This is a genomic window from Methylobacterium sp. WCS2018Hpa-22, assembly GCF_031843785.1.
In the GTDB taxonomy this organism is placed as follows: Bacteria; Pseudomonadota; Alphaproteobacteria; order Rhizobiales; family Beijerinckiaceae; genus Methylobacterium.
The window spans coordinates 176201-201183 of the sequence record NZ_JAVTJA010000009.1; the positions used below are offsets into that span (position 1 = coordinate 176201).

Below are 24983 nucleotides of genomic sequence, written 5' to 3' on the forward strand. Positions count from 1 at the left end.
CTCAAGGCGCGAAGAGCACGGCGCGGCAGATCGCATCCGCCACGGCGTCGATTCCGTCACCCGAGCGTGCATTGGTGGCGATCATCGCCTTGCCGCCGCGCACGGCAGTGGCCTCGCTGAGCATGGCGGGGAGGTCTATCCCCACATGGGGGGCGAGATCGGTCTTGTTCACCACGAGAAGGTCGCAACGCAGCACGCCGGGGCCACGCTTCCTCGGGATATCGTTGCCCCCCGCCACGTCGATGACGAAGATCCACCAATCCACCAGATCGAGGGAGAAAGTGGAGGCGAGGTTGTCGCCCCCGGATTCGAAGATCAGGAGGTCGAGGCCGGGAAAGGCCGCCTCCAGGGCGTCGCCGGCGGCGATGTTGAGGGTCGGGTCCTCGCGGATCACCGTGTGCGGGCAGGCGCCGGCCTCCACGGCCGAGACCCGGGCCGGGTCGATCAGCCCGGACCGGCGCAGGCGCTCCGCGTCCTCCTTGGTGACGAGGTCATTGGTGACGATGGCGAGATCGACGCCGCGCCCCGCCAGGACCGGGATCAGACGCTCGATCAACGCCGTCTTCCCCGAGCCGACCGGTCCGCCGATGCCGATCCGCGCGGCACTGGCGCGGGCAGGAGATGGGGTGAGAGTCATTGCGGTATTGAGCATCAGCGCAGCATGTAGCGTTGGGCGAGGGGGAGGACCTTGGCCGGTTCGCAGGTCGCGATGGCCCCGTCGACGAAGACGTCGAAGGTCTGGGGATCGACGCGGATATCGGGGCAGGCGTCGTTCCAGAGCATGTCGGCCTTGCTGAGCGTCCGGGTGCCATGGGCTGGCAGCAGCGCCTTGCGCAGGCCGAGCTCGTCGCGCAGGCCGCGCTCGATCGCCAGCGGATGGACGAAACAGGCCGAGAGCCCTTGCTTGGCGAGGCCGAACGCGCCCCATTGCGGGCGCAGCAGCATCGGTTCGCAGGTCATCAGCGACGCAGCGGAATCGCCCATGGCGCCCCAGGCGATGAAGCCGCCCTTGATGACGAGTTCGGGCTTGATGCCGAAGAAGGCGGGCCGCCACAGAACGATGTCGGCCATCTTGCCTTCTTCGAGAGAGCCGATGTGATCGGCAATACCGAAGGTGCGCGCCGCATTGATCGTGTATTTGGCGATGTAGCGCTTGATCCGGGCATTGTCGCCGAAGCCGGCCCGGTCCTCGGGCAGGCTGCCGCGCTGGTCCTTCATCTTGGAAGCGAGCTGCCAAGTCCGGCAGATCACCTCGTGGATGCGGCCCATCCCCTGGCTGTCGGAGCCGAGCATCGAGATCGCGCCGATATCGTGCAGCACGTCCTCGGCGGCGATGGTCTGGGCGCGGATGCGGCTCTCGGCGAAGGCCACGTCCTCCGGCAGGGCCGGGTTGAGGTGGTGGCACACCATCGTCATGTCGAGGTGCTCGTCGAACGTGTTCACCGTGTAGGGATTGGTGGGGTTCGTCGAGGAGGGCAGGCAATGGGGCAGGCCGGCGACGCGGATGATGTCCGGCGCGTGCCCGCCGCCGGCCCCTTCCGTGTGATACATGTGGATCACCCGGCCGCCGATGGCGGCGAGCGTGTCCTCCACGAAGCCGGATTCGTTGAGCGTGTCGGTGTGGAGCTGGACCTGGAAATCGTGCTCGTCGGCGAATCCCAGGCAGGCATCGATGGCCGAGGGCATCGCCCCCCAATCCTCGTGGATCTTCAGGCCGAGCACACCGGTCTCCAACTGCTCCTTGAGGGCCGCCGGCTTGTGGGTGTTGCCACGGCCGAGGAAGCCGAAATTCACCGGCCAATGCTCGGCCGCCTGGAGCATCTTGCCCGTGTTGAACGGCCCCCCGGAATCGATGCCCACGGTGATCGGCCCGAGCGAGCCGCCGAGCAGCGTGGTGATGCCCGACGCGATGGCGTGGTCAGGCAAGCCCGCGGAATCGAAATGGACATGGACGTCGATGGCGCCCGGCGTCGCGATCAGCCCCTCGCAATCGCGCACCGTGGTGCCGGCGGACACGATGAGCCACGGATCGACCCCGTCCATGATCGCCGGGTTGCCGGCCTTGCCGATGCCGACGATCTTGCCGTGGCGGATGCCGAGATCGCCCTTCACGATGCCGAGCACGGGATCGATGACGAGGACGTTGCAGAGCAGGAAATCGAGGGCGCCCTCGGCCGAGGTGATGCCGGGCGCCATGCCGATCCCGTCGCGCAGGGTCTTGCCGCCGCCATGCAGGCATTCGTCGCCGTAGACGGCGTAATCCTTCTCCACGACGGCGACGAGGGAGGTGTCGGCGAGGCGCACGCCGTCCCCCGTGGTGGGACCGTAGAGGGCGGCGTAGTCGCGGCGGGGGATCGTCACCATGATCGTCTCCTTGATACCAAGCGGCACTGATCTTGACCGATGGCCGGGATCAGTGCGTTCGGCGGACGCCCGCCGCCGCGCCGTCGCGCGGGCAGACGACGATGAGGTCTCCTCATCGTCGTCCGGTCTGACACGCCCGGACTTCTAGGCACCCTTGAAGCCGCCGGCTTTGGCCCGCGCCAGGGCGGCGGCGCGGTCCGCCGGCGTATCGATCGTCCCCTGGGTCAGGTCGTTCAGCCCGGTGAGCCGGCGCTCGCCGCCGAACCCCACCAGGGTCACGGTCTTGCGCTGGCCCGGCTCGAACCGCACCGCAGTGCCGGCCGGGATATCGAGGCGCAGGCCGAGCGCCGCTTCACGATCGAAGTCGAGGGCGCGGTTGACCTCGAAGAAGTGGTAATGCGACCCGATCTGCACCGGACGGTCGCCGGTATTGACCACCTCGATAGTCGTGCGGGGACGCCCTGCGGACAGCTCGATCTCCCCCTCGGCGGGCAGGATGGCGCCGGGCTCCAGCGTATCGGCCGGCGCCCCTTCGGCGGGCCGGATCGGCTCGTGCACGGTGACGAGCTTGGTCCCGTCGGGGAACACGCCCTCGACCTGCAGGATCGGCAGCATGGCGGCGATGCCGGGCATGACGTCCCCGGTGGTCAGGATGGTCGAGCCCCACCCGATCAGATCGGCGACGCTGCGCCCGTCGCGGGCGCCTTCGAGGATCTCGTCGGTGATGATGGCGACGGCCTCCGGATAATTGAGCTTGAGGCCGCGCGCGCGACGCTTCCGTGCCAGTTCCGCCGCCGTGAAGATGGTCAGCCGTTCGAGTTCGGTCGGTGTCAGCAGCATGGGCAATCCTCAACGCATGACGCGGCAGAAGGAGGCGGGACTTCCGAGCCGCCATGCGGCAAGACGTGAATCAAGAAACCGCGGATCAAAAAACCGCGGGCCGGCAAACCACAGATCGATCGGGGCGCTGCGGGCTCGAAGGTGACAATCGGGGCCCGCCTTCCGGAACCGCACCTCAATTCGCGAACAAGCGCAGATCGGCCCGCGCATGGCGCATGGTGGCGATCTCGATCAGCGGTGTGAAGGCAACGAGCATGATGTCCGGGCTTTCCCTGTCGTCCCGGGCCGCCCCCTGCATAGGTTGGGCCGCAATCTCCGCCAGAACCGGCATCAGGGCGGTCAGGATGCGCTGAGCCTCGATGGCGCCGACCAGCCCGAGCCTGACGGACGCGGTGACGAGGGCAGTGGCACATTGGTAGCCGGCGATCTCGGTGATCGCCGTTTCGTCCAGACCGAGGGATCGCCACAGCGCGCCCTGCATCACCGCCAGATGCCCGAGAAGGCGGCCGTCGCGCACGGCGCGTTGCAACCCGTCGGCCCCCGCCGTCCCGATGCGGGTATGGGCGGCGAGCAGCGCACCACCGTTGCGGCGGCTGCCCGTGCGCATCGGCTCGGGCAGGCAGGCCGCCTCCATGGCGGCATCGATCTGGGCGAGCCGCGCGAGATCCCCCGCCGCCCGATGCGCCAGAACCAAGGCGACCCGGTCGCTGCCGGCCCAGCGGTGACGTAGAACGGCCTCGACCGCATGGCCCAGTTCGGCCCCGCCGAGGCCGTCGAGTAGCGCCGCAAGCCCCTCGATCCCATTCGAGAAAGCGAAGCTGCCGCTTGGAAAGGCCGAATCCGCCTGCTGCAGGGCAATGAGCCGCTGCAGCATCAGGCGGCCTCGTTCCGAGCGTCGAGTCCATGCGTCACGCGTCCGCCAGAGACGAGATCGCCGAGGCGCGCCAGATAATCTTCCGGAGGACCTTCGAGCGCGACGAGAAGATCGTCACCATCGAACCGGACGCGCCAATGCAGGTTGCCGGCGTGGTAGCCAAGTTCGAGGGCGGCGATCCTGTCCCTGGGCGCGAGCCGAAGCCAGCGTTCCGCCCCGACCCGCACCACCACGGCGCGGTCCGCATCCAGGATCAGAACGGCGCCGTCGAACAGGGTTTCCTCGCGAGGCAGGGCGATGGCGATCTCCTCACCGCCCCTCGTCGTCGCCCGTAACCGCCGCCGGGCCATGTCGGCGCTGTCGATCGCCAGGATGTCGACGGCATGGCGGTGATCGAGATGATGCAGGCGGTGCGCGATCTCTGGATCGAGCCTGCTGCCTACGATACGGTCGATGACGTGCATTCGGTATCCGCTTTCCCGCAAGGTCCGGGAGACGAGATCAGGCTCAGTCGTTCCGGGCAGCCAGCTTTCGGGCGAGCGTATATCGAAACGCGTCCACTGCAATCGCCTGCAGCCATCTTTTCCCATTCAGGCGGTAAGACGCAGGACGGGCCCTGATGCCGGGGCGAACTCGTGGCGCTACGGCGCCGCTGCCCCCGCAGTCAGGGGAGGACGGTAGAAGGCTCCGATTTCGCGGATCAGATCGCGCCGCTGCTCCTCCACCAGATCCGAGAGGATGTCATCGTGATCCCGGCTGATGACCGAGAGCAGACGCACATTCGGATACTTGCCTTCGAAAACAACGAACACTTCCGCCTCCCCAGAAGGGTCGAGGGGATCAAGGCAGTAATGGTTAGCCATACCGAAACTCCGAGCCATCGCGACAAGAACTGGATTTCATCGAAACCCTTCCGACAAGGCGGCAACCAAACAATCACTCGTCGTTTCTAATCTTCCGAAACCTGTATCTCTCGGAAAACGACCTGTTCGGCCACTCAGCATTTCCAAGCGGCACATAGCGATGAAGACGATCACGCCCATGCCTTGGGGACATCGGCCTCGAATCGGCTGCTCCGATTGCCTCCACGGCTATCACGCAAAAGTAATTGCCGCTACCAAAATGGGTCCAAAAGCAGCAATTCCACAGTATTCGCATAATTTGGAAAGAGAATGGTACCCTTGACTGGTACCAAAACGGGAGATGCCTGTCGGTCCGGTCGTTGCCATCGTCCTTATGTGCGCAGGCGCAGCCGGTAGGCGTAGGCATCGCCGCGGAAGAGCCCTTCGACATACTCGATCAAGCGGGAATCGGTGCCGTAGGAGCGGCGCTTGATCAGCAGGCAGGGAAGCGGCTCGGAAAAGCCGAAGATCGCGCATTCCTGCGCCTCGGGGGAGGCGGCCTCGATGGTCTGCTCGCAATCGACCAGGGGAACGCCGCACTCGGCGAGGCGGGCATAGATGGACCCCGACAGGTCGACCTCGGCGAGGCCGGGCGCGAGACCGAGATCGTACCAGGCCTTCTCCACAGAGAGGGGAATGCCGTCCCCCATGCGCACACGCACGAGTCGGAGGAACCGGGCCGTGGACGAGAGACCGAAGATCGAGGCGATGGAGCGGTCCTCGCCGATCGTCCGTTCGAGAATGCGGGAGGAGGGGACGCGACCCAACTCGTGCATCTCCTCGGTGAAGCCCTTGAGACGCTCCATCCCGGGCTTGATGCGCCGGAAGCCGTCTTCCACGATGTAGCCGTTGCGGCCATGCGCGCTCACCAGCCGCTGCTGGCGCAGAGCGTCGTAGCATTGCTGGACGGTCTTCCTGCTGATGCCGAGATCTTGCGCAAGCTTCCGTTCGGCTGGCAGCGTGGCTCCGGGACCAAGAACACCGTCCGTAATCATGGCCCGGAACTGGTGCTCCAGCTGCCGATACATCGGAAGAGCCGTGTCGTTCTGGATGCGGAGGTTCGCGAAAACGCTTGGTGTTTTGGTCAATGCGGCGGCATCGTGCGAAGAGCGTGCGGGCAGCGTGTCACTGTCCCTTCCTTACAGGATCTTGCGGCGGGCTCGCTACATGGGAAGCGCCTTCGTGCTCGGGAGTTTCGTCGCGGCCGGCACGTTCCGGGTCGACCGGCTTCCCCATCCCGGCGAATCCCTCCTGGCCTCCGCCGTCGCCTGGGAGCCAGGAGGCAAGGGGTTCAATGTCGCCGCCGGCCTGCGCAGGCTCGGCGTGGAGGTCGATGGGCTGATCCCGGTGGGTACGGACCATCTCGCGGCGCTGGCGGATCCCGCGCTTCGGCGGATGGGCCTGCCCGCCGCCATGATACGGCACCATCCAGGCTCCACCGGCATCGGCGTCGGTTTCGTCGGGGCCGATGGCGAGAATTGCCTCGCAGTCCATCCCGGCGCCAACCTGCTCCTGTCGCGGGAGACCGTGCGCTCGGCGGCGGCGAGCCTCACCTCCTCCGCGATGGTGATCGCGCAGTTCGAGATCGGCGACGACGCCATCGCCGAAGCCTTCGTGACGGCGCGCGTGGCCGGCGTCCCGACCCTGCTCAATCTGTCGCCGTTCCGGATGACGCAGCCGGAGATCTTGTCGGAGATTCTGGCATCCACCACGATCCTCGTGGTGAACCAGACCGAGGCGGAGGCTCTCCTCGGATTCCTGTACCCTGGGCGGGCCGGCGGCAACGACCTGCGCGCCGTGGCCGGGAAGCTCGCGGAGGCGCTGCATGCACGCGGCGTGGAGGCGCTGGTGATCACCTTCGGCGCGGCCGGCGCGCGGATCGTCCTCGGCGGCTCGACCGTCCTGGACCAGCCGGCCTTCCCGGTGACGGCGATCGACACGATCGGTGCCGGCGACGCCTTCATCGCAGGCCTGGCGGCGGGCCTCCTGACGGGCAGATCCTGGAGTGAGTGCGGACGGATGGCAGCCGCCTGCGGCGCCCTCGCGGTGACACGAAGCGGCGTCCTCGACGCACTGCCGGATCCAGGTGAGGTGGCGGAATTCCTCTGCGCCTACCCGCCCCCGATGGAGGCCCCATGACCCGGCCGGGTTGGGGATGGCGGCCCGCCTCAGCGATATGTGCCGCTGACTTCGTCGAACGCGTAGGTCCGGGCATCCCGGCCCGTCGCAGGGCGCACCTTTCCATCCTCGCCACGGACCGTGCCGGTGAGGGTCACCCGGATGGGAGGCCATGCGAGGGGCTTGAACGAATCCTCCGCTAGGATCTCGAGCTGACCCAGGCTCTTGCCCATCCCGCAGGGTTGCCCGTCATCGGAATCACAGGCGGCGGTGTCGTCGGACCCGGCGGGGACCTCGCCGACCACCCTCCAGCGAAGCGGCACCTTGCTGAAATGCAGCAGGAGGAAGCTGAGGCTGTGCGCGCCCGCCGCTCCATAGAATGTCAGGCGCAGGCCCATCACCAGACGAATCCGGTTCACCGGCCTCGTCACGGCGCCGAGCGCCTCATCCACTTGAGGAGCGTCCCCGTTGCGGTTGCCGGTCCCGATCTGCCCGATATCGGCCTGCACGCCCTTGAGGCGCCAGTGCATTTCCTCCAGGGCGAAGGTTGCGGCGGCGATAGTCCGCCGGTTGGGCGTCTCTGCATTTTCCCCTGGCGCCGCCATCGTCGCAAAGCCTGTGAACCAAGTTCCGGTCGGGGTGGAGATCGTTGTCCCGTACCAGAACTCCGCCGGGCGGCCGTCCTTCATCCGGCAGGTTCCGGTCTCGGCGCGCGCTGGAATCCCGCAGATCGCCGCCAGAACGGTCTCCTTCGGCGGCTGAACGACGTCCGGATCGGCCGAGGCGGGGGGGAGCCCCCCGACTACCGAACCGGCAAGGACCAGCATCGCCCACACGCTCACGCGCCTCGAACACCTATGACGATCACTGGATCTCTTCAGGGGGCCAGACCGGGGATGGCCCCCACGGGGCCGATACGGGATGGAACACATGGACGGTGAAGCCTCGCCGGCATCCGGCATGCCGGACAGTGAGAGATCGGCCCCAGACGGCAATGGCCGAGCACCCGCCCCGGCAATCCGGATCATTCGAACACACCGGCATTGGCCGCCTTCGCAGCAGCGGCGGAGCGGGAGGTGACGTCGAGGGCCCGCAGAAGCGCCGAGACGTGGATCCGGACCGTGAACGGGGAGATGTCCAGTTCCCGGGCGATCTCCTTGTTGGTGTGCCCCATGGCGACGAGGCGCAGGACGTCACGCTGGCGCTGCGTGAGCGGCGGAAGGGTGAGGCGCGGGGTGGTGAGGCCCGAGGCGGTGCTTCGCCTCATCACGCTCTCGCCATCGCGCAGCGCCGCGATCGCCTGCGAGATCTCCTTCGCGGGCAGGGATTTCCCGATGAACCCGTCGGCGCCCTCGGCCAAGACGGCGCGGATCACGGCTTCGTCCTCGATCCTCGAGACGACGATGATCGAGGCCTTCCGGAATTCCTCACGCAGCGCACCGATGGAGCGATGGGGATCGATCCCGGGAAAATCCGGATCGAGGAGAAAGGTCTGCGGTGGCGGCCCGGCGCGCGACAGTGCCAGAACCTGCTCCATCGAGGCGGCTTCTCGAACGAGGGCTTCCGGGTAGAGCCGTTCGGCGATGTGGATCATCCCCGCGCGGAACAGCGGATGGTCATCGGCGACGATGATCGTCTCTTTCAACGTCCCGATCACTCCACTTCCGACCAGGGCATCGGATTCATCCCGCATGGAACCGAGCTGGTGGCTTACTGCCGGGACAGAGACAGGAAAGGTCAAGGCGGACGCCATAGGTCATGTGTACTAGTAGACCGATTTTTAACAGGTGCATAGAAGCTTGACCGATTAAGAAACGAGAAATTGCCAGGATTTTTTAGAATAATTTTAATATTTAATGTACGGAATAATATTTATTAATAAAAATGTCGACTTATACTAGGAGTTTCAATTATTTTAGCCAGAATATGGAGCTGGAAAGATGTCTAATACTGAGCATCAAACGCAAGCTCAGGACAGGAGCGCCGATCTCAAAGCGGCTCCTGCGGGACCGGTTCAGGCAAAGCCGGCCGTTTCACCGAGCATCATCGCCCTGGCGGGTGGCATCGTGGCGGCGGGCGCTATCGCGGCCTTCCTGCTCATGGGTGGCGGAGAGATGGCGGGGACGGCCGAACGCCCGGCCCTGAACCTCGTCAAGACGAGCGAGATCGACAAGGCCGCCGAGACCCTGGTGCCGGAGGAGAAGGAGAAGCTCGTCACGCAGGCCAAGGCCTGCACCGCGCCGCTCGGCAACATGCGCCTGTCGAAGATGACGGCGAATGCCGGCGGCGTAGTGCGTATCCGGGCGGGCAACTACCTCTCGCCGGCCTTCAACGTCGCCGAAGGGCCGATCAACATCGCGGTCCCGTTCCCCGCCCCCTACGAGGTCGGCAGGGGAGAGATCGTCGTCGAGGGCGCGGCCAAGGACGTCTTCTTCGAGCTGACGCCGGGCCTGAAGATCGACACGACGGGCGGCGTCCAGCGGATCCCCGTCATCTGGAACACCAGCAAGCCCTGCGGAGGCTGACCGATGTCGAAATCCGCCATCATCCCGTTCGTCATCTCGGGACTTCTCGTCGCGATCCTGACGCCTTTGCTGATGAGCACGGAATACGGGCCGGTGGCATGGTGGAACGCCGCCGGAAGCGAGTTGCGGTGGCAAGCCGCCATCGGGTCGGCCGCCGCCCTCTTCGCCGCCCTCGGCCTCGTGGTGACGGCCACGGCCGCGCGGCGGGCCGAGGCGGGCCTGGGGCAACCGGCCGGGGGCTTGAGCCTGCCGCGCCTGCTCTTCGCCCCGCGCCGCATCGTCGAGTCGCGGTCCCCCGACGAGGTCATCGCCACGCTTGAGGGCATGGTCGGCCTCGCGCCGGTCAAGCGCGAGGTCAACGCCCTCATCGCCCGGCTCGAACTGGAGCAGCGCCGCCGCGCGGAAGGCCTCCCGGTCTCGGCGATCAGCCAGCACATGATCTTTACCGGCCCGCCCGGCGTCGGCAAGACCGAGGTGGCGCGGGCGATCGGCGAAATCTTCCGCGCCCTGAACGTCCTGCGCCGAGGCCATCTCGTGGAGGTCGACCGCGCCGGGCTGGTGGCGGGCTATGTCGGGCAGACCGCCGCCAAGACCCTGGAGAAGTGCCAGGAGGCCCTCGACGGGGTGCTCTTCATCGACGAGGCCTACACCCTCGCGGGCGGGTCCGGCGGCGGCGATTTCGGCAAGGAGGCGATCGACACCCTGCTGAAGTTCATGGAGGACAACCGCGACCGGATCATCGTGATCGTGGCCGGCTACACCAACGACATGCGCCGGTTCATCGACACCAATCCGGGGCTCGCCGGCCGCTTCACCAAGACCATCGAGTTCCCGCCCTACAAGCCGAAGGAGCTGTGCGAGATCCTCCGGCGCATGGCCGCCCGCCAGCAATTCACGCTGCCCGAGGGGTTCGAGGCGGCGCTGACCCCATGGCTCGCCCAGCGTTCCCGCTCCGACGACTGGTCGAACGCCCGCGAGATGCGCACCCTCCTGGAGAAGGCCCGCGAAGCGCAGGCCGCCCGCGTCGCCCTGGAGGGCGGCGACATGCGCCGCTTGGAGATCGTCGACCTGCTCTTCGCGATCGGCGAGGACGCCTGAGGGCCAGCGCCCCTTCCGGACCGCGACACGCACCGCGCCCGACCCGCATCAAGGCACGTCACATCCATGGAACGCCTCGACAAGCATCCCGCCGCCCTCTTCCTGGCCATCGTGCTCGGCGCGACCGCCCTGGTGGTCGCCCTGCGGCCGGACGTGCTCGCCCCCCTGGCGGCGACACCCTCGGCCCTGCTGCGCAACGTCCTGATCCTCGGGGGAATCGTCGGCAGCCTGCTCGCCGCCACCTACATTCCGGCCCGGATCGCCGGCATGCGGCGCGCGATGGATCAGGAGAGGGCGAACCGGAAGATCCGTCCGATCCAGTTCGAGGATGACGGTGCGGCGGTGGAGAAGAAGGACCTCCTCGCCACGGCGCTGGCGACCCTGGACGGCATGGTCGGCCTCGCGCCGGTGAAGGCGGAGGTGAAGGGCGTCATCGCCCGGATGCAGGTGGAGCAGCAGCGCCGCGCCCAGAACCTGCCCGTGGCGGCCATGAGCCAGCACATGGTCTTCACCGGCCCCCCCGGCGTCGGCAAGACCGAGGTGGCGCGGGTGCTCGGCAGCGTCTTCAAGGCGCTGAAGGTGCTGCGCAAGGGACATCTCGTAGAAGTCGACCGGGCCGGGCTGGTGGCCGGCTATGCCGGCCAGACCGCGATCAAGACCCTGGAGCGTTGCAAGGAGGCCCTCGACGGCATCCTGTTCATCGATGAGGCCTATGCGCTGGCACCCGGCGGGTCCGGCGGCGGCGATTTCGGCAAGGAGGCGATCGACACCCTGCTGAAGTTCATGGAGGACAACCGCGACCGGATCATCGTGATCGTGGCCGGCTACACCAACGACATGCGCCGGTTCATCGACACCAATCCGGGTCTCGCCAGCCGCTTCACCAAGACGATCGAGTTCCCGCCCTACAGCCCGCCGGAACTCGCCGAGATCCTGCAGCGCATGGCGGCCAACCAGGGCTTCGTCCTGCCGGAGGGCTTCCAGAAGGAGCTGATCCCCTATGTGAGCGCCCGCTCCCGCGCCGAGGATTGGGCCAATGCCCGCGAGATGCGCACGGTGCTGGAAAAGGCCCGCCAGGCCCAGGCGATGCGGCTCTCTGCCCATCCCGGCGGCGACATCAACCGGTTCGAACCCTCGGACATCGCCGCCGCCCTCGGCAGCCAGGGCGCCGGCGCGATCGACATGGAGGAGGCGCGCAGGGTCATCGGCCGCCTCGAGGCGATGATCGGGCTCGCCCCGGTCAAGCAGCAGGTGAAGACCGTGGTGGCGCGGGTCCTGGTGGATGCCAAGCGGCGCGCGGAGGGCATCGAGGTCGGCGCGGTGAGCCAGCACATGGTGTTCACCGGTCCTCCCGGCGTCGGCAAGACCGAGGTGGCGCGCATCATGGGCGACATCTTCAAGGCTTTGGGCGTCCTGCGGAAGGGCCATGTGGTGGAGGTCGACCGCGCCGGGCTAGTGGCGGGCTATGTCGGGCAGACCGCGGCGCGGACCCTGGAGCGCTGCAAGGAGGCCCTGGACGGCATCCTGTTCATCGACGAGGCCTACACGCTGGCCGCAGGCGGCGGTGGTGGCGGCAGCGATTTCGGCAAGGAGGCGATCGACACCCTGCTGAAGTTCATGGAGGACAACCGCGACCGGATCATCGTCATCGTGGCCGGCTACACCGAGGACATGAGCCGGTTCATCGACACCAATCCGGGGCTTGCCGGCCGCTTCACCAAGACGATCGAGTTCCCGGCCTACGATCCCTACGATCTCCTCGAAATCCTGCGCCTGATGGCGACCCGGCAATCGTTCCGGCTGCCGGCCCGGTTCGAGACCGTGCTGCTCCCGTGGATCGAGCGGCGCGCGCAAGGCCGCGACTGGGCGAACGCGCGCGAGATGCGCACGCTCCTCGAGCGCCTGCGCGAGGCCCAGGCCCTGCGGCTCTCGGCCGATCCGCTCGGCGATCACGGCCAGTTCGAACTCGTCGACGTCGAGCGCGCCATCGGGGGCGCGGCGCCCTCCGCCACGGCGTCGTGACCGCATGAGATCCGGCACGATGACCGCGCGCGCCGCCGTCCATGGCAGCCTGTGGTACGAGGATCCCTGGTACCGCCTGGCCTGGCTCGCCCTGCCGCAGGCCGGCACCGTTCTGCTCGCCAACCTGCTCTTCGCCCTCGTGGCGCAGGGCGAATGGGGTCGGCCCGCCACCGGGTCCCGGCAGCGCGCCGCCGAACTCGAAATCCTGCGCGACCGCGCGGGCGGGGAGGGCGACGCCGCCGCGCTGAACCAGCTCGCGGCCGGAGCCAAGGCGGGGGAGATCGACGCCGCGACCCGGCTGGCGACCCTCTACGATCCCCTCGTCGCCGGACGATTCCCGCGCAAGACCGTGCCGAGCGATCGTGGGCGCGCAACCGAGCTTTACCGGGCCGGCAGCGATGCCGGGGATCCCGCCGCCATGGCGCGCCTCGCCGACCTGCTGCTCGAGGATTTCAACCCGGGCGACGACCGGACACGGGGATGCCGCCTGGCCAAGGCCTGGCTCGACCATCCGGCGACGACGCGGGACATGCTCCGCGGGGAGGAGCGCCTGGCCGAGAAGCTCGCCCGCTGCCTCGTCGATGCCGAGAGCGGCATTCCCCAGGATCCGCGGCGGGCCGGCGACCTCATCGTCGACACACTCCGGCTGAAATACGAACCGTCGATCCGCGCCTATGTGCGCGGCCTTGGGCTGCACAAGCCCGCGCTGATCCGCGCGCTGCAGGAGGCGATGGCGGCGCGGACCGTCGGCCGCTACACCGGTCCGGTAGACGGGCTCGTCCACCCCGAGACGATCGCGGCGCTGGAACGGGAGGCGGGCCTGCGCCCGTTCCTGCCGGAGCCCGCCCCGGAGCGCCGCGCCGAGACCGGCACCGGCCTGACGGCGGAGGAGTTCCGCAGCCTCGCCCAGGCGGCGACCCGGGATCTCGCCGCCCTGGCGCGGGTCCAGGCCATCGCCGACCGGGGGAATGCCACCGCGCTGGCGACCCTCGGCTACCTCTACAGCCCGTTCCTCAACAAGGGTGAGGTCTTCGCGCCGGACGCCCGGCGGTCCGCCGCCAATTTCGAGCGGGCCGCAGCGGCCGGCGCCCGCGACGCCGCCGCCCAGGCGGCGGGTCTCTACGACAAGGGCGCGGGCGCCCTGGAGAAGGACCCGGACCGGGCGGCCTCCCTCATCCTTCGCCAGCTCGAGCTCGATCCGGGCTACCAGGTCTTTCTGACGGACCCGGTCTTCGGCGCGACCTGGAGCCCCGCCTTCTGGGGAGCGCTCCAGCGGGCGCTGGCGGCGCGAGGCATCTACACCAACCCGGTCGAGAGCCGCCGCAACGACGCGGTCATCGCCGCGATCCGACGCTTCGCCCAGGCGAACGGGACGGCCCGGAGCCCATCGAGACCATGAGCAACGCGCGAGACGAGTGGCTGCGCGCGCACGCGGCCCTATGGTACGGCGATGCCCGCTACCGCCTGGCCTGGTTCGGCCTGCCGCAGGTGGTGACGCTGGGGCTGGCGGGGCTGTGCCTGTCCCTGGCCGCGCAGGGGGAATGGGGCCAGCCGGCCACCGCCTCGAAGGCGCGGGTGGCCGAGCTGACGACCTTGCGCGACCGGGCCGGCAAGGAGGGCGACCTCAAGGCGTTCCAGGAACTCACCGCCGCGGCCACGCGCAACCAGATCGACGCCGCGACCAAGCTCGGCACGCTCTACGACCCGCTGACCGCCGCCTATTTCCCGAAGAAGCCGTCGCCCAACGACTTCTCCCGGGCCGCCGCCCTCTATGCTCCCGGCGCCGCGGCGGGCGACCTCCTGGCGATCACGCGCCTGGCCGACGTGCTCCTCGATCCGGCCAACCCCAACGGCGATCTCAAGCGGGGCTGCCGCCTCGCCCAGACCTGGATGGACGACCCGGAGACGCTCAACCGCACGATCTCCGGCGAGGAGCGCGTCACCGTCAAGCTCGCCAAATGCTATGTCGAGCCCGAGAGCGGCCTGCGGCAGGATCCCGTCAGGGCGGGCGAGCTGGTGACCGCCGTGCTGTGGCGCAAGCACCAGCCGACCATCGACGCCTTCGTCAACAATCTCGGCATGCAGAGCCCGGCCCTGGTGGCGGGGATCCAGCGCCATCTCGCCAAGTCCGGGCGCTATATCGGCCTCGTGGACGGGCGCGCCAATCCCGCCATCGTCACCGCCCTCCAGGTGGAGGCCGGGATCCGGAACACCGTCGCGGCCCCGCGGCCCGAGCCGCGCAAGGTGGCGCCGAGCGGGCCGGACCCGGAAGTCACGGCCCTGGCGGGGGCCGCCATGGCGGGAGACCGGGGCAAGATGGCTCAGCTCAAGAGCCGGGCCGATTCCGGCGACGCGGACGCGCAGATCGCCTATGCGCGCCTGTTCAACCCGGTGCGGAACAAGGGGCAGGTCTTCGCGCCGGATGCGCAGGTCGCCGTCGCGTATTACGAGCGGGCAGCCGCCGCCGGCAGCGTCATGGCGGCGGGGGAGGCCGCCTCGATCTACGATCAAGGCTGGGGCAACGTCGCCAAGGATCCGAAGAAGGCGGCCGCCCTCGCCCTGCGCGGCGTCGACCTCAAGGACGACCAAGTCACCTTCTGGCTGCTGTTCGAGGAGGCGGGCAGCTGGAGCGGCCCGTTCTGGGGCGCCCTCCAGGCCGAATTGACCGCCCGCGGCTTCTACACGCTCCCCGTCGAGAACAAGCGCAACCCCGCCGTCATCACGGCCCTGCGCGCCTACATGAAGGCGAAGTCGTGAGCGGGACCGACCGGCTCGGCGCGCATGCGGCGCTCTGGTACGCGGATGCGCGCTACCGTTCCGCCTGGCTCGTCCTGCCCCAGGCCGCCATCGCCCTCGTGGCCGGCCTCGCGCTGCTCTTGCTGAAACCCTCGGCGGATTGGGGCAAACCCGCCGACAGCAAGGACAGCGAGAAGATCTATCTCGACCTCCTCGACAAGGCCGGCAAGGATGGCGACAAGGCCGCCTTCGACAAGCTGAAGGCCGCGGCGGATGCCGGCGACATCTCCGCCCGCTCGTTCATGGGCGCCCTGTACAATCCCGAATGGGCCGGGATCTACGTCAAGAACCCCGTCAAGCCCGATGCCGCCACCGCCCTGAACTATTATCAGAAGCCCGCCGATCTCGGTTATCCGGGCGCCCAGCGGGGCATGACCGATCTCCTGCTCAACCGCGGGCGCGGCCAGTACGACCTCAAGCGCGGCTGTCGCTACGGGCTCGCCTTTCAGGCGAACCCGGTCGCGATCCGGAACAACTATCTGAACTCCTGGTCGACACTCTTCTGGATCGCCGGCTGCTACGCCGACGCGGAGAGCGGCGTGCCGAAAGACCCTCAGAAGGCCGCCGACATTTACATGGACACGGTGGCGGCCAAACTGCCGCTGGCCATCGGCACCTTTACCGACGATCTCGGCCGCCAGCCCCCCGATCTCGTGGCCGCGATCCAGCGCAATCTCACCCGGCGCGGCTTCTATTCCGGGCCGGCCGACGGGGCGGCGACGCCTCAGACCCAGGCGGCCATCCGTGCCCTGTCCGGCACCGCCGCCGCTCCGCAGGCTCGGCCCACCGATCCGGGCCAGCCGCCGCCCCAGGCGCGCCCCGCAGCGTCGGCGCCGAGCACCGACGAGATGATGGCGCTCTTCAAGAGCGCGACCACCGACGCCGCCGCCGAGGGGAAGCTTCGTGGCTTGGCGGAGAGCGGTGTGTCGGTGGCGCAGTATCTCTACGCGCTCCTCCTGTCGCCGGCCAACACCAACAAACAGCGGATCACCACACCCGACGCCGCCCTGGCGAGCCGGTATCTCGAACGCCTCATAACCGAGCGGTCCTTCGCGCCCGCGGCCGCAGCGGCGGCCTTCCTCTACGATATCGGCGGCGCCAATCTCCCCCGCGCGCCCGGAAAGGCGGCGGACATGGCGATCCGCGCCCTCGAATTGAAGTCCACGGACATCATTCAGAATCTCAGCGAGGACCGGTGGGGCGCCGGCTTCTGGGCGGCGCTACAGCAGCGACTGGCCGACCGGAATCTCTATCACGGCCGTATCGTCGATCAGCGCAACGACCGGACCATCCAGGCGGCGCGCCGCCTCCTCGGCAACCCTTAGGAGATGCCCGTGGCGGCGGATCGCGGTTCGAATTCCCTGGCGTACCCAGTGCGGCTGGCCCGGTGCTGCCTCGCCCTCCTGGCGGGGATCGTCGGGCTCGGCCTCGTCCTGCCCGGCGCCGCCGAGGCGCAGATCAAGGTCCGCAAGGCCGATTGCTACGTCGAGGCCGATGGCAGGATCGCCATCAACGGCGTATGCGAGTTCCTGACCGACGCGCGCAGCTACGGGACGGGCGGGTTCCGTCTCGCCAGTTACGAGAACGGCTACCTCCGCTACGGGGTGGTGGTGGCGGTGACGAGCCCCGGAAGCGGCACGGCGACATGGAACGAGACGCCCGGCGGCAAGCCCGACGAGGGCCCCTCCGAGGCCGTCACCTCCGGCGGGGCCTGCTGGACGGGGCCACGCACCCGGACCTGCGCCTGGAAGATCGGCGAGGGCCGTCCCGGTTTCGCCGGGGGCGGCGTCGCGCCGGCACCCGGGATCGGCGCGCCCCGCACCGCCGATTGCCTCATCGAAGTCGGGGGCGCGGCCCGGATCGACGGCCCCTGCCAGTTCCGGGCGGATGCCGGACAGGACGGGGCGGGCGGATTCGAGGTCCGGTCCTATGCCAGGGGAGGGCTGGACTTCATCGCGCGGCTCACCCGCGATCCACGGGACCCGCAGAAGGCCACCGCCTCGTGGAACGAGCGCCCCGGCGCACCGCAGGCGACGGCTCCCCTCGGCACCCTGGCGCCCAAGGGGCCGTGCTGGGAGGGTGCGGGCGCGCGTCTCTGTGTCTGGCAGGCCGGACAGTCTCGCGACGCGTCGGACCGGCCCGCCGCCGGTACCGATCCGGGCCGCGTGCCGCCGACCGAGACCGCGCGCCCGGCCTCGCCGCCCGTGCCCCGGGACAATGCGGGGACGGGGGCGGAGACGGGGGAGACGCCGCCGGGGATGGTCCTGAAGTTGACCTTCAAGGGCCGCTGCGAATCGCTGGTGATCGATGGCGAGGACATCACCGCGTCCTGCGCCCCCACCGCCAGGAATTCCTCCACCACCGGGTCGGCGCGTGCCGAGTTCGTGTTCGGAACCTCCGACGACCGGGAGGTCAGCTTCCTCGCATCGGCGAAGGGATGGGTCGAGAGCGGCACCCTGCGTCAGCCCATCGACGAAGTGATGTACGAGGAGCGCGGCCAGAGCCTCCTCGTGAAGGCCAAGGGCGTCTGCGAGATGCCCAACCCCATGGGCGGCCCCGTGGTGATCACGTGCAGCGCCCAGACGTCCAACAGCACCTACACCGTCCGCTTCCGCACGGATGGCGGCAAGCCGGTCCTAGAGCGGTCCAGCCCCGGCTGAGCGCCCGCCACGACTCGCCCGTTCCATCCCGAAGCCGAGGAGAAGCCCATGACACACCGCCTCCCGAACGCGGCCCTCCGGTCCACCGCGCCGCTGCGATGCTCGGATTTCCGATCCTTGGCCCTCCGATCCTTGACCCTCCAATCCTTGGCGCTCGCCGGCCTCCTCGGGCATGGCCTCGTGCTGCCGGCGCTCGCGGAGACGGAGAACAAGACCGCCCGTCCGGGCCAGCGGATCTTCCTCCAGGGCTTCACCCATTATTTTCCCCAGCAAGGGTGCCGTTCCAAGGCGGCCGTGATCAGCCTCGTCTCACCGCCGCGCGGCGGGCGCGTCGAAACCCGGCGGGAACTGAGAGTACTCGGCAGCAAGATCGACGAGCGAGGCGCCACAATTCCGCAGGTGGATGGCTGCGAGGACGTGAAGAAGGATTCGATGTCGATCTTCTACACCGCACGGCCCGATTTTTCCGGTCTCGATACCCTGTCCGTCGCCGTGACCTTCGGCGACGGGACGACGGTGCCCTACACCTTCCGGATCACGGTGCCGGAGGGCGAACGCCGCCAGGCTCCCGCAGTCTCGCAGGCGCCGGCCCCGCGCGGCAACGGCGCGGGCCAGGCCGCCGGGACCACCGCGACGGCACCGGCGGCGCGGGCCGCCAGCACCGGCGACTTCCTGCGCGACACGGTCCGAGAGGCGACGCCCGCCACCCGGCAGGCGCCGGAATCTCCACCTGCGAAGGCGGCCGATGCACCGGGCGCTACCGCCTCCGCGCCTCCCGCCCGCGTCGAAGCCCCGCCGCCCGCTCGGATCGAAGCCCCAGCGTCTCCACCCGCCCCGCGAGAAATGGCGCCCGCGCCCCGGCCCCGTCCGGCTCCCATGCCACAGCTATGAGGTGTCCCGTGTCGGAATCCGGTGGTCCGAGCGAGCGCTGCCGCGGCACCGCCGACGATGACCTGCGGAGCGGTGCAATGAGGCGATGACGCAGCTTCTCATCGGGGCGATCGTCGCCCTCGGCGCGATCCTCTATGGCGCACGCGTGCGGCAGATGCTGAATGCCGCCACGCGTGCGCATTTTCCGCGACGAATCCTGCTGGTCTACATCCTCGTCCAGACACTGATCTTCGGGGCCGTCCTTGCAGGCGGCATCTGGCTGGTGTCGTGGCTGATGCGCTGACGGGGGGATGACCGGCAGCGCCTTGCGGAGCGGGATCATTGCTTAGAACCGGGCACCATGCCGTCCGGCTCCGACGGCCCCTCAGAGCCGGCTTCACACCGGTCAAATCATGGCTGTTCTTGTCTGGAGAACCGAAGGTCCCGATGAATCGCACATTCGCCTTTCCCGTCGCCGTGATGGTCAGCCTGCTCGGCAGCATCGTCGTCGAGCCGTCCTACGCCGCCGGTATGAATACGCAGACATATTCCCCGGACTACGATAAATGTATGGACAAATCCGGTGGCGTCACAGCCGAGATGCTGGATTGTGCGTCCGCTGAACTGTCGCTGCAGGACAAGAAGCTGAACGCCGCCTACCAGACGCTCATGCGCAAATCGACGGACGAGGAGAAGACCGCGCTCCGCGATTCTCAGCGGGGTTGGCTGGCCTACAGGACCGCCTCCTGCAAGCTGACGATGATCTTCGGAGGAGGCGGAACCATGGACCTGATCGCCGCCTCGAGCTGCCATCTCGATGAGACGGCGCGGCGGGTGTTCTTCCTGGAAAGCCTGCTCGCCGAGTAGGGCCGTCCGACCGAAGGCATCGGCAATGGCGCATTCGTCCAAGCGGTGACGCGAATCGTCAATCCGACTCGGCGCCTTGCTTCCATAGCTCGGACCATCTCCCTCCCGAACAGGATAGCCTTCCATGCCCTTCGTCACGACCAAGGACGGCGTCGAGATCTTCTACAAGGATTGGGGTTCCAAGAGCGCCCAGCCGATCATGTTTCACCATGGCTGGCCGCTCTCCTCGGACGATTGGGACGCGCAGATCCTGTTCTTCCTGCAGCACGGCTACCGCGTCGTGGCGCATGACCGGCGCGGTCATGGCCGCTCGGCCCAGGTCGATACCGGCCATGACATGGATCACTACGCCGCCGACGCCTTCGCGGTGACGGAAGCGCTGGACCTGCGGAACGCCGTGCATATCGGTCATTCCACCGGCGGCGGCGAGGTCGCCCGCTATGTGGCGAGGCACGGAGAGCCGGCCGGACGCGTGGCGAAAGCCGTGCTGGTCTCCGCGGTGCCGCCGCTGATGGTCAAGACGGAAGCCAATCCCGAAGGCCTGCCGATCGAGGTGTTCGACAACTTCCGCGCGGCCACCGCCGCGAACCGCGCGCAGTTCTTCCTCGACGTGGCGAGCGGGCCCTTCTACGGGTTCAACCGCGACGGCGCGACGGTGCAACAGGGCGTGATCCAGAATTGGTGGCGCCAGGGCATGATGGGCAGCACGAAGGCCCATTACGACGGCATCGCGGCGTTCTCAGAGACCGATCAGACGGACGATCTGAAAGCCATCACCGTGCCGACGCTGGTCCTGCATGGGGATGACGACCAGATCGTTCCCATCGCCGATTCTGCGCTGAAATCGGTCGAACTCCTGACCAATGGCACGCTCAAGACCTATCCCGGCTTTCCGCACGGAATGCTCACCACCCACCACGACGTCATCAACCCCGACCTCCTCGCCTTCGTGAAGGGCTGATCCGGGTTTTCGCGACGGCGGTCACGCCATCGCGTCCCTCGTCGACCGCCCCGTCAGCGCCTGCTCCAGCGAGCGGATGATCGTGGCGCCGTCGCAGGGCTTGCCCAGGAAGTCACTGGCGCCCGCAGCCAGGAGGGTTTCGCGCAGGGCCTCGGTCGGGAACGCCGTCACGAAGATCACCGGCACCCGCGATCCCAGAGCGCGCAGACCCTTCTGCATCTCAACGCCGGTCATGCCGGGCATCTGCACGTCGGTGATGATGCAGTCGGGCGCGTCCGCCGAGCAGGTAGCCAGGAAGTCGCAGGCCGAGGCGTAGATGCGGGCAGTATAACCGAGGGAGCGCACGAGGCTTCCGGTCGCCACGCGCACGTCCTCGTCGTCGTCGACGATCGCGATCACAGGCGGAGTTGGCATTCCACTGACCTAAGGGTTCACCGCCCGGTCCCCGTGATCGGGGAGGGTTGGCCCAGGCCGAGATATGGCCCCTCGCGCCGTCGGTTGGAATCATACGGAGGTTTGCCGGGCCCCGCCTTTCGGCAAAGGCCGGCAGATCGGTCACCGCGTCGGCGCACCGCCGGCATGGGAGATCCCGAGGGACTCGGCACTCCGAACCAGATCGGCCAGGGAGCGCGCCTTCATCTTGCGCATGACGTGGCCCCGGTGGATCTTCACCGTGATCTCGCTGAGGCCGAGATTGCCGGCGACCTGCTTGTTCATCAGGCCGGCGGTGACCTGCGCCATCACCTCCCGCTCCCGCGCAGTGAGGGTCTCGTAATCGGCCCTCAGATCGTCGAGGGCCGCATGCGCGCTGCGCTGGACCGCGTCGCGCGCCAGCGCCGTGCCGATCGCGTCGAGAAGATCTTGCTCGCGGAACGGCTTGGCGAGGAAATCGACCGCTCCGGCCTTCATGGCTTTGACCGTCATCGGAATATCGCCGTGCCCGGTCATCAGGATCATCGGCAGATCGATCCCCAGGGCGCCGAGCTGAGTCTGGAACTCGAGGCCGCTCACGCCCGGCAGGCGGACATCGACCACGAGGCATCCGGCGCCCAGGGGACGCGGCGCGGCGAGGAACTCCGCCACCGACGCGAAGGCAGCGCAGGTAAGATCGATGGAGCGGAGAAGACCCGATAGGGCATCCCGGATATCCGGGTCGTCATCGACGACGAACACGGTCTGCCTCGCAATCGATGCGCGTGCCGGCCCTGCCGCATTACCTCGGATCATGATCCCCTCTCGGCCGTCATCGGTATGGTGAAGTGGAAGGCGGCGCCCGGACCATCGTCGCGATCGTCATGGCCACCGATCCAGAGGCGACCGCCATGCGCTTCGACGATCGAGCGGCAGATCGCCAGTCCCATGCCCATCCCGTCCGCCTTGGTGGTGAAGAACGGCTGGAAGATCCGTTCGACGGCCTCCGCCGCGATTCCCCCGCCGCTATCGGCGACGGTGACGCGGACATGCTCGGTCCCGTCCGGGGCGACGCGGATGATCAGGAGACGGGGCCGCCCGATGACCGTCGCCATGGCCTGGATGGCATTCACCATCAGGTTGATGAGCACCTGCTGCAGCTGAACCCGGTCGCCATGGACCGGCGTCACGTCGGCCGCCACGTCACGCACCAGGCGCACGTCATTGCGTACCATCTCGCGTTCGACGAGAAGTACGGCTTCCCCGATCATCTCGCGCAGATCGAGCCAGTCGCGCGGGGGCGGCGCCTTGGCGAGGAAAGTGCGGATCCGCGAGACGATCTCGCCGGCGCGGGTGCCGCTCGCCACGACCCGCGTCACCGCGGCCGAGACTTCGCCGAGATCCGGCGGGCTCCGCTTCAGCCAGCGCAACGCCGCCTCGCCATTGGTCACGATGGCCGCGAGGGGCTGATTGACCTCATGGGCGATGGAGGCGGTGAGTTCGCCCAGCGTCGTCACGCGCGCCGTATGGGCGAGCTCGGACTGAAGCGCCAACAGCGCTTCCTGCGCCTGCTTGCGCTCGGTGATGTCGAGGGCGAAGACCAGCACGCACTCGAACCCATCCGCATGGGACGGAAAGGTGATGCCGAAGAGAATCGGCACCCGCTCCCCCGAAAGCGAGCGGATCACGGTCTCCCCCTCGAAGAAGGTCTCGCCCCGCGCCAGCGCCAGCAACGACTCGACGAAGGTCGGCTCGTCCTCAAACAGGAAGGCGTCGAGGGATTGCGGCGCTGCGGCGCCCGTATCGGCTCCGATCAGGCGCCGCAATTCGGCATTGGCGTCGACGATGGTGACGCTGCGGCGCAGGTCGCGGACGACCTCCGGATGATCGTCGAAATAGGTGCCGAGGGACATCCCCGAATCGCGCGGGACCGCGTCGATGACCGCCTTCACCTGGCGCCAATCCTGCTGCAGGATCGCCACGCGGGCCGTGTCGAAGATGGTACGGTAGCGCCGCTCGCTTTCCGCCAGGGCGGCGTGAGCGCGCTTGCGCTCCGTGATGTCGGTATTGGTCTCCAGGACAGCGAGCGGCTGACCATCCGCATTGCGCTGGAGCGACCAGCGGCTCTCGACGACGACCCTGGCGCCCGACCGAACCGTCTGGACGAGTTCACCCTCCCACCGCCCGTTCCGCATCAGCGCGTCCCGGATCGCCGCCTCGCCATCCGGGAAGGCCGTACGCAGGAGGACGTGCACGTTGCGCCCCCGAACCTCGTCCCGGCGCCAGCCATAGAGGTCTTCCGCAGCGCGATTCCAGAACGTTACCGTGTCGGTGGGCGTACGCACGAAGATCGGATCGTGGGTGAGTTCGAGCAGTTCGGCCTGCTCCGCGAGGATGCGGGCCGCGGATTGATTGCGAAGCACCAGGAGCGTGCTGATCGCGATGGCCGCGAGGCTGACGAGGGCACGCAGCAGCGCCGAATCGCTGTCGAACAGGCGGTGCGACAGGAAATAAGCGACGGCCGTCAGGATGAGACACCCGGACGCCGTCAGGATCACCCCGTTCCGCTGGAATGCTCGCGCGGCGATGAGCACGACGACCACGTAAAGCACGGCCACCGCGCCTTCGAGCGGCGTGAACGCGTCGACGATGAAGATGACCAGGGCGAGGCCGAGGGCGAAGATGCCCAGGATTCCGCCCGGTCGCCGGCCCTCCGGCGGGGCGGCGGGGCGGAAAGGCGAGGGGGCCGCTACGACAGGCGCGTCCATCGCCCCTCCGCGGCATCGACGGCGCGCCGACGCACCCTGTCGTCCGGTCGCCCGGCTAACGGCACCGTCACGGAGAACAGCGATCCCGTACCCTCCACGGACCGAACCGTGATCCTGTGATCCAAGGCCAGTGCCGTCTGGCGCACGATCGCCAGGCCGAGGCCGAGACCCGGCTGGGTATGCTCGCGCCCGCCACGGTCGAAGGCGTCGAAGATCGTTCCGCACCGGGACGACGGAATCCCCTCGCCCTGGTCGTACACCGCGATCGCCAGATGCTGCCCACGCCTGCGGCATCCGATCAGAACGGTCCCGTCGCAGCGGGAATATTTGATCGCATTGCCGATGAGGTTGCGCAGGATCGCCATGAGCATCGTCGGATCGGTGTCGACCATCCTCGCCGATGGCCGGAAGCGAAGCGTGATCCCGCAGGCACGAGCATGACCGCCCCACTCCGCCTGCAGTTCCTCGAACATGTGGCGCAGGCATACGGCTTCGCGTCGGATCACCGGCCCGTTGCGGAGTTGCGATGAGCGCGCGAGGTCGTCGAGCTCGTGTCCCAGCCGGTGAAGCGCGCCCGTTGCTATGCCGAGGCGAGCGGCGACCTCCGGGTCGGAGCTGCGCTGCAGCGCGCGCTCGATGGCCATGACGGCGACCTGGAGCGGCTGCTTCAGGTCGTGCCCAGCCACGGCAAGGAGACGGGACATGGCGGCACAGGCCGTCTCGGCGCTCATACCGGCCTCCGCCCGTCCCGCCGGGCTCTGCGCATGAACGGCCTGAAGCATCGTCATCTCCCCATTCCCGGTGGCCTGGACGGCGGATGAAGCCTCGGCCGTTCGAGCGAACCATGAAGCGTGACCGGATGCCTGTGAACTATACTGTCGTTTACTACAGGGGTCACCGCGCGGCG

The 24983-nt window shown here is 68.2% G+C and carries 25 protein-coding genes; 12 read left to right on the forward strand and 13 right to left on the reverse strand.

Annotated features, from left to right (window positions below):
• Nucleotide 1 precedes the first annotated feature (1 nt).
• The 7 genes from ureG to RQI43_RS14075 all read right to left on the reverse strand — a co-directional run bounded on the left by ureG (nt 2) and on the right by RQI43_RS14075 (nt 6008).
• Nucleotides 2-637 (reverse strand): urease accessory protein UreG, encoded by a 636-nt coding sequence (gene ureG / locus RQI43_RS14045; protein WP_311275588.1) that lies wholly within the window; start codon nt 635-637, stop codon nt 2-4.
• A gap of 14 nt (nt 638-651) precedes the next feature.
• Entirely contained in the window at nt 652-2364 is a 1713-nt protein-coding gene (gene ureC, locus RQI43_RS14050) for an urease subunit alpha (RefSeq protein WP_311275534.1), read from the reverse strand.
• A 144-nt stretch (nt 2365-2508) separates the two neighbouring features.
• Nucleotides 2509-3204, reverse strand: a complete 696-nt coding sequence (locus tag RQI43_RS14055) for an urease subunit beta (protein ID WP_056426446.1) — start codon at nt 3202-3204, stop codon at nt 2509-2511.
• A 175-nt stretch (nt 3205-3379) separates the two neighbouring features.
• Nucleotides 3380-4078 carry an urease accessory protein UreF gene (locus tag RQI43_RS14060; RefSeq protein WP_056426443.1) on the reverse strand — a complete coding sequence of 233 codons (699 nt, stop codon included), beginning with the start codon at nt 4076-4078 and terminating at the stop codon, nt 3380-3382.
• Nucleotides 4078-4542 carry an urease accessory protein UreE gene (gene ureE, locus RQI43_RS14065; protein WP_311275535.1) on the reverse strand — a complete coding sequence of 155 codons (465 nt, stop codon included), beginning with the start codon at nt 4540-4542 and terminating at the stop codon, nt 4078-4080. The genes RQI43_RS14060 and ureE overlap by 1 nt, the downstream gene beginning before the upstream one ends.
• Nucleotides 4543-4719: 177 nt before the next feature.
• Nucleotides 4720-4890, reverse strand: coding sequence for a hypothetical protein (locus tag RQI43_RS14070; protein ID WP_311275536.1), 171 nt, complete (start codon nt 4888-4890; stop codon nt 4720-4722).
• A gap of 422 nt (nt 4891-5312) precedes the next feature.
• Nucleotides 5313-6008 carry a GntR family transcriptional regulator gene (locus tag RQI43_RS14075; protein WP_200919077.1) on the reverse strand — a complete coding sequence of 232 codons (696 nt, stop codon included), beginning with the start codon at nt 6006-6008 and terminating at the stop codon, nt 5313-5315.
• Between the two features lie 94 nt (nt 6009-6102).
• Here RQI43_RS14075 and RQI43_RS14080 point away from each other — a divergent pair, with 94 nt between their 5' ends.
• Nucleotides 6103-7119 carry a ribokinase gene (locus tag RQI43_RS14080; protein WP_311275537.1) on the forward strand — a complete coding sequence of 339 codons (1017 nt, stop codon included), beginning with the start codon at nt 6103-6105 and terminating at the stop codon, nt 7117-7119.
• 29 nt (nt 7120-7148) lie between these two features.
• Here RQI43_RS14080 and RQI43_RS14085 read toward each other — a convergent pair whose 3' ends face one another.
• Nucleotides 7149-7940, reverse strand: coding sequence for a hypothetical protein (locus RQI43_RS14085; protein ID WP_311275538.1), 792 nt, complete (start codon nt 7938-7940; stop codon nt 7149-7151).
• A 182-nt stretch (nt 7941-8122) separates the two neighbouring features.
• Entirely contained in the window at nt 8123-8791 is a 669-nt protein-coding gene (locus tag RQI43_RS14090; protein WP_210348520.1) for a response regulator transcription factor, read from the reverse strand.
• Between the two features lie 247 nt (nt 8792-9038).
• Between RQI43_RS14090 and RQI43_RS14095 the strand changes: the two genes are divergently transcribed.
• The 11 genes from RQI43_RS14095 (at nt 9039) to RQI43_RS14145 (ending at nt 20897) form a co-directional block, all read left to right on the forward strand.
• Nucleotides 9039-9623, forward strand: a complete 585-nt coding sequence (locus RQI43_RS14095; protein ID WP_056426427.1) for a hypothetical protein — start codon at nt 9039-9041, stop codon at nt 9621-9623.
• 3 nt (nt 9624-9626) lie between these two features.
• On the forward strand, nt 9627-10721 hold the full coding sequence (locus RQI43_RS14100) for an AAA family ATPase (protein ID WP_311275539.1): 1095 nt from the start codon (nt 9627-9629) through the stop codon (nt 10719-10721).
• Between the two features lie 66 nt (nt 10722-10787).
• Nucleotides 10788-12743, forward strand: coding sequence for an AAA family ATPase (locus RQI43_RS14105; protein WP_311275540.1), 1956 nt, complete (start codon nt 10788-10790; stop codon nt 12741-12743).
• A 19-nt stretch (nt 12744-12762) separates the two neighbouring features.
• Nucleotides 12763-14142 (forward strand): hypothetical protein, encoded by a 1380-nt coding sequence (locus RQI43_RS14110; protein WP_056426415.1) that lies wholly within the window; start codon nt 12763-12765, stop codon nt 14140-14142.
• Nucleotides 14139-15500 (forward strand): hypothetical protein, encoded by a 1362-nt coding sequence (locus RQI43_RS14115; protein ID WP_311275541.1) that lies wholly within the window; start codon nt 14139-14141, stop codon nt 15498-15500. The genes RQI43_RS14110 and RQI43_RS14115 overlap by 4 nt, the downstream gene beginning before the upstream one ends.
• Complete coding sequence (locus RQI43_RS14120) at nt 15497-16864, forward strand: peptidoglycan-binding protein (protein ID WP_311275542.1); 1368 nt, start codon at nt 15497-15499, stop codon at nt 16862-16864. The genes RQI43_RS14115 and RQI43_RS14120 overlap by 4 nt, the downstream gene beginning before the upstream one ends.
• A gap of 3 nt (nt 16865-16867) precedes the next feature.
• On the forward strand, nt 16868-18199 hold the full coding sequence (locus RQI43_RS14125; protein WP_405030623.1) for a hypothetical protein: 1332 nt from the start codon (nt 16868-16870) through the stop codon (nt 18197-18199).
• Between the two features lie 117 nt (nt 18200-18316).
• Entirely contained in the window at nt 18317-19090 is a 774-nt protein-coding gene (locus tag RQI43_RS14130) for a hypothetical protein (RefSeq protein ID WP_311275544.1), read from the forward strand.
• An 85-nt stretch (nt 19091-19175) separates the two neighbouring features.
• Nucleotides 19176-19373 carry a hypothetical protein gene (locus RQI43_RS14135; RefSeq protein WP_207413738.1) on the forward strand — a complete coding sequence of 66 codons (198 nt, stop codon included), beginning with the start codon at nt 19176-19178 and terminating at the stop codon, nt 19371-19373.
• Nucleotides 19374-19516: 143 nt separating this feature from the next.
• Nucleotides 19517-19936 carry a lysozyme inhibitor LprI family protein gene (locus tag RQI43_RS14140; RefSeq protein WP_311275545.1) on the forward strand — a complete coding sequence of 140 codons (420 nt, stop codon included), beginning with the start codon at nt 19517-19519 and terminating at the stop codon, nt 19934-19936.
• Nucleotides 19937-20060: 124 nt separating this feature from the next.
• Nucleotides 20061-20897 carry an alpha/beta hydrolase gene (locus RQI43_RS14145; protein WP_311275546.1) on the forward strand — a complete coding sequence of 279 codons (837 nt, stop codon included), beginning with the start codon at nt 20061-20063 and terminating at the stop codon, nt 20895-20897.
• A gap of 21 nt (nt 20898-20918) precedes the next feature.
• Here RQI43_RS14145 and RQI43_RS14150 read toward each other — a convergent pair whose 3' ends face one another.
• From RQI43_RS14150 to RQI43_RS14165, 4 genes are all read right to left on the reverse strand, one after another.
• Nucleotides 20919-21311: a response regulator gene (locus RQI43_RS14150; protein WP_311275547.1), complete on the reverse strand. Its 393-nt coding sequence runs from the start codon at nt 21309-21311 to the stop codon at nt 20919-20921.
• Between the two features lie 141 nt (nt 21312-21452).
• A complete protein-coding gene (locus RQI43_RS14155) occupies nt 21453-22124 on the reverse strand; it encodes a response regulator transcription factor (protein WP_207413733.1) in 672 nt (223 codons plus the stop codon).
• The gene (locus RQI43_RS14160) at nt 22121-24076 is read right to left on the reverse strand and encodes an ATP-binding protein (protein WP_311275548.1); all 1956 of its coding nucleotides are present in this window, start codon (nt 24074-24076) and stop codon (nt 22121-22123) included. The genes RQI43_RS14155 and RQI43_RS14160 overlap by 4 nt, the downstream gene beginning before the upstream one ends.
• Nucleotides 24058-24858: a HAMP domain-containing sensor histidine kinase gene (locus RQI43_RS14165; protein ID WP_311275549.1), complete on the reverse strand. Its 801-nt coding sequence runs from the start codon at nt 24856-24858 to the stop codon at nt 24058-24060. The genes RQI43_RS14160 and RQI43_RS14165 overlap by 19 nt, the downstream gene beginning before the upstream one ends.
• Between the last annotated feature and the right edge of the window lie 125 nt (nt 24859-24983).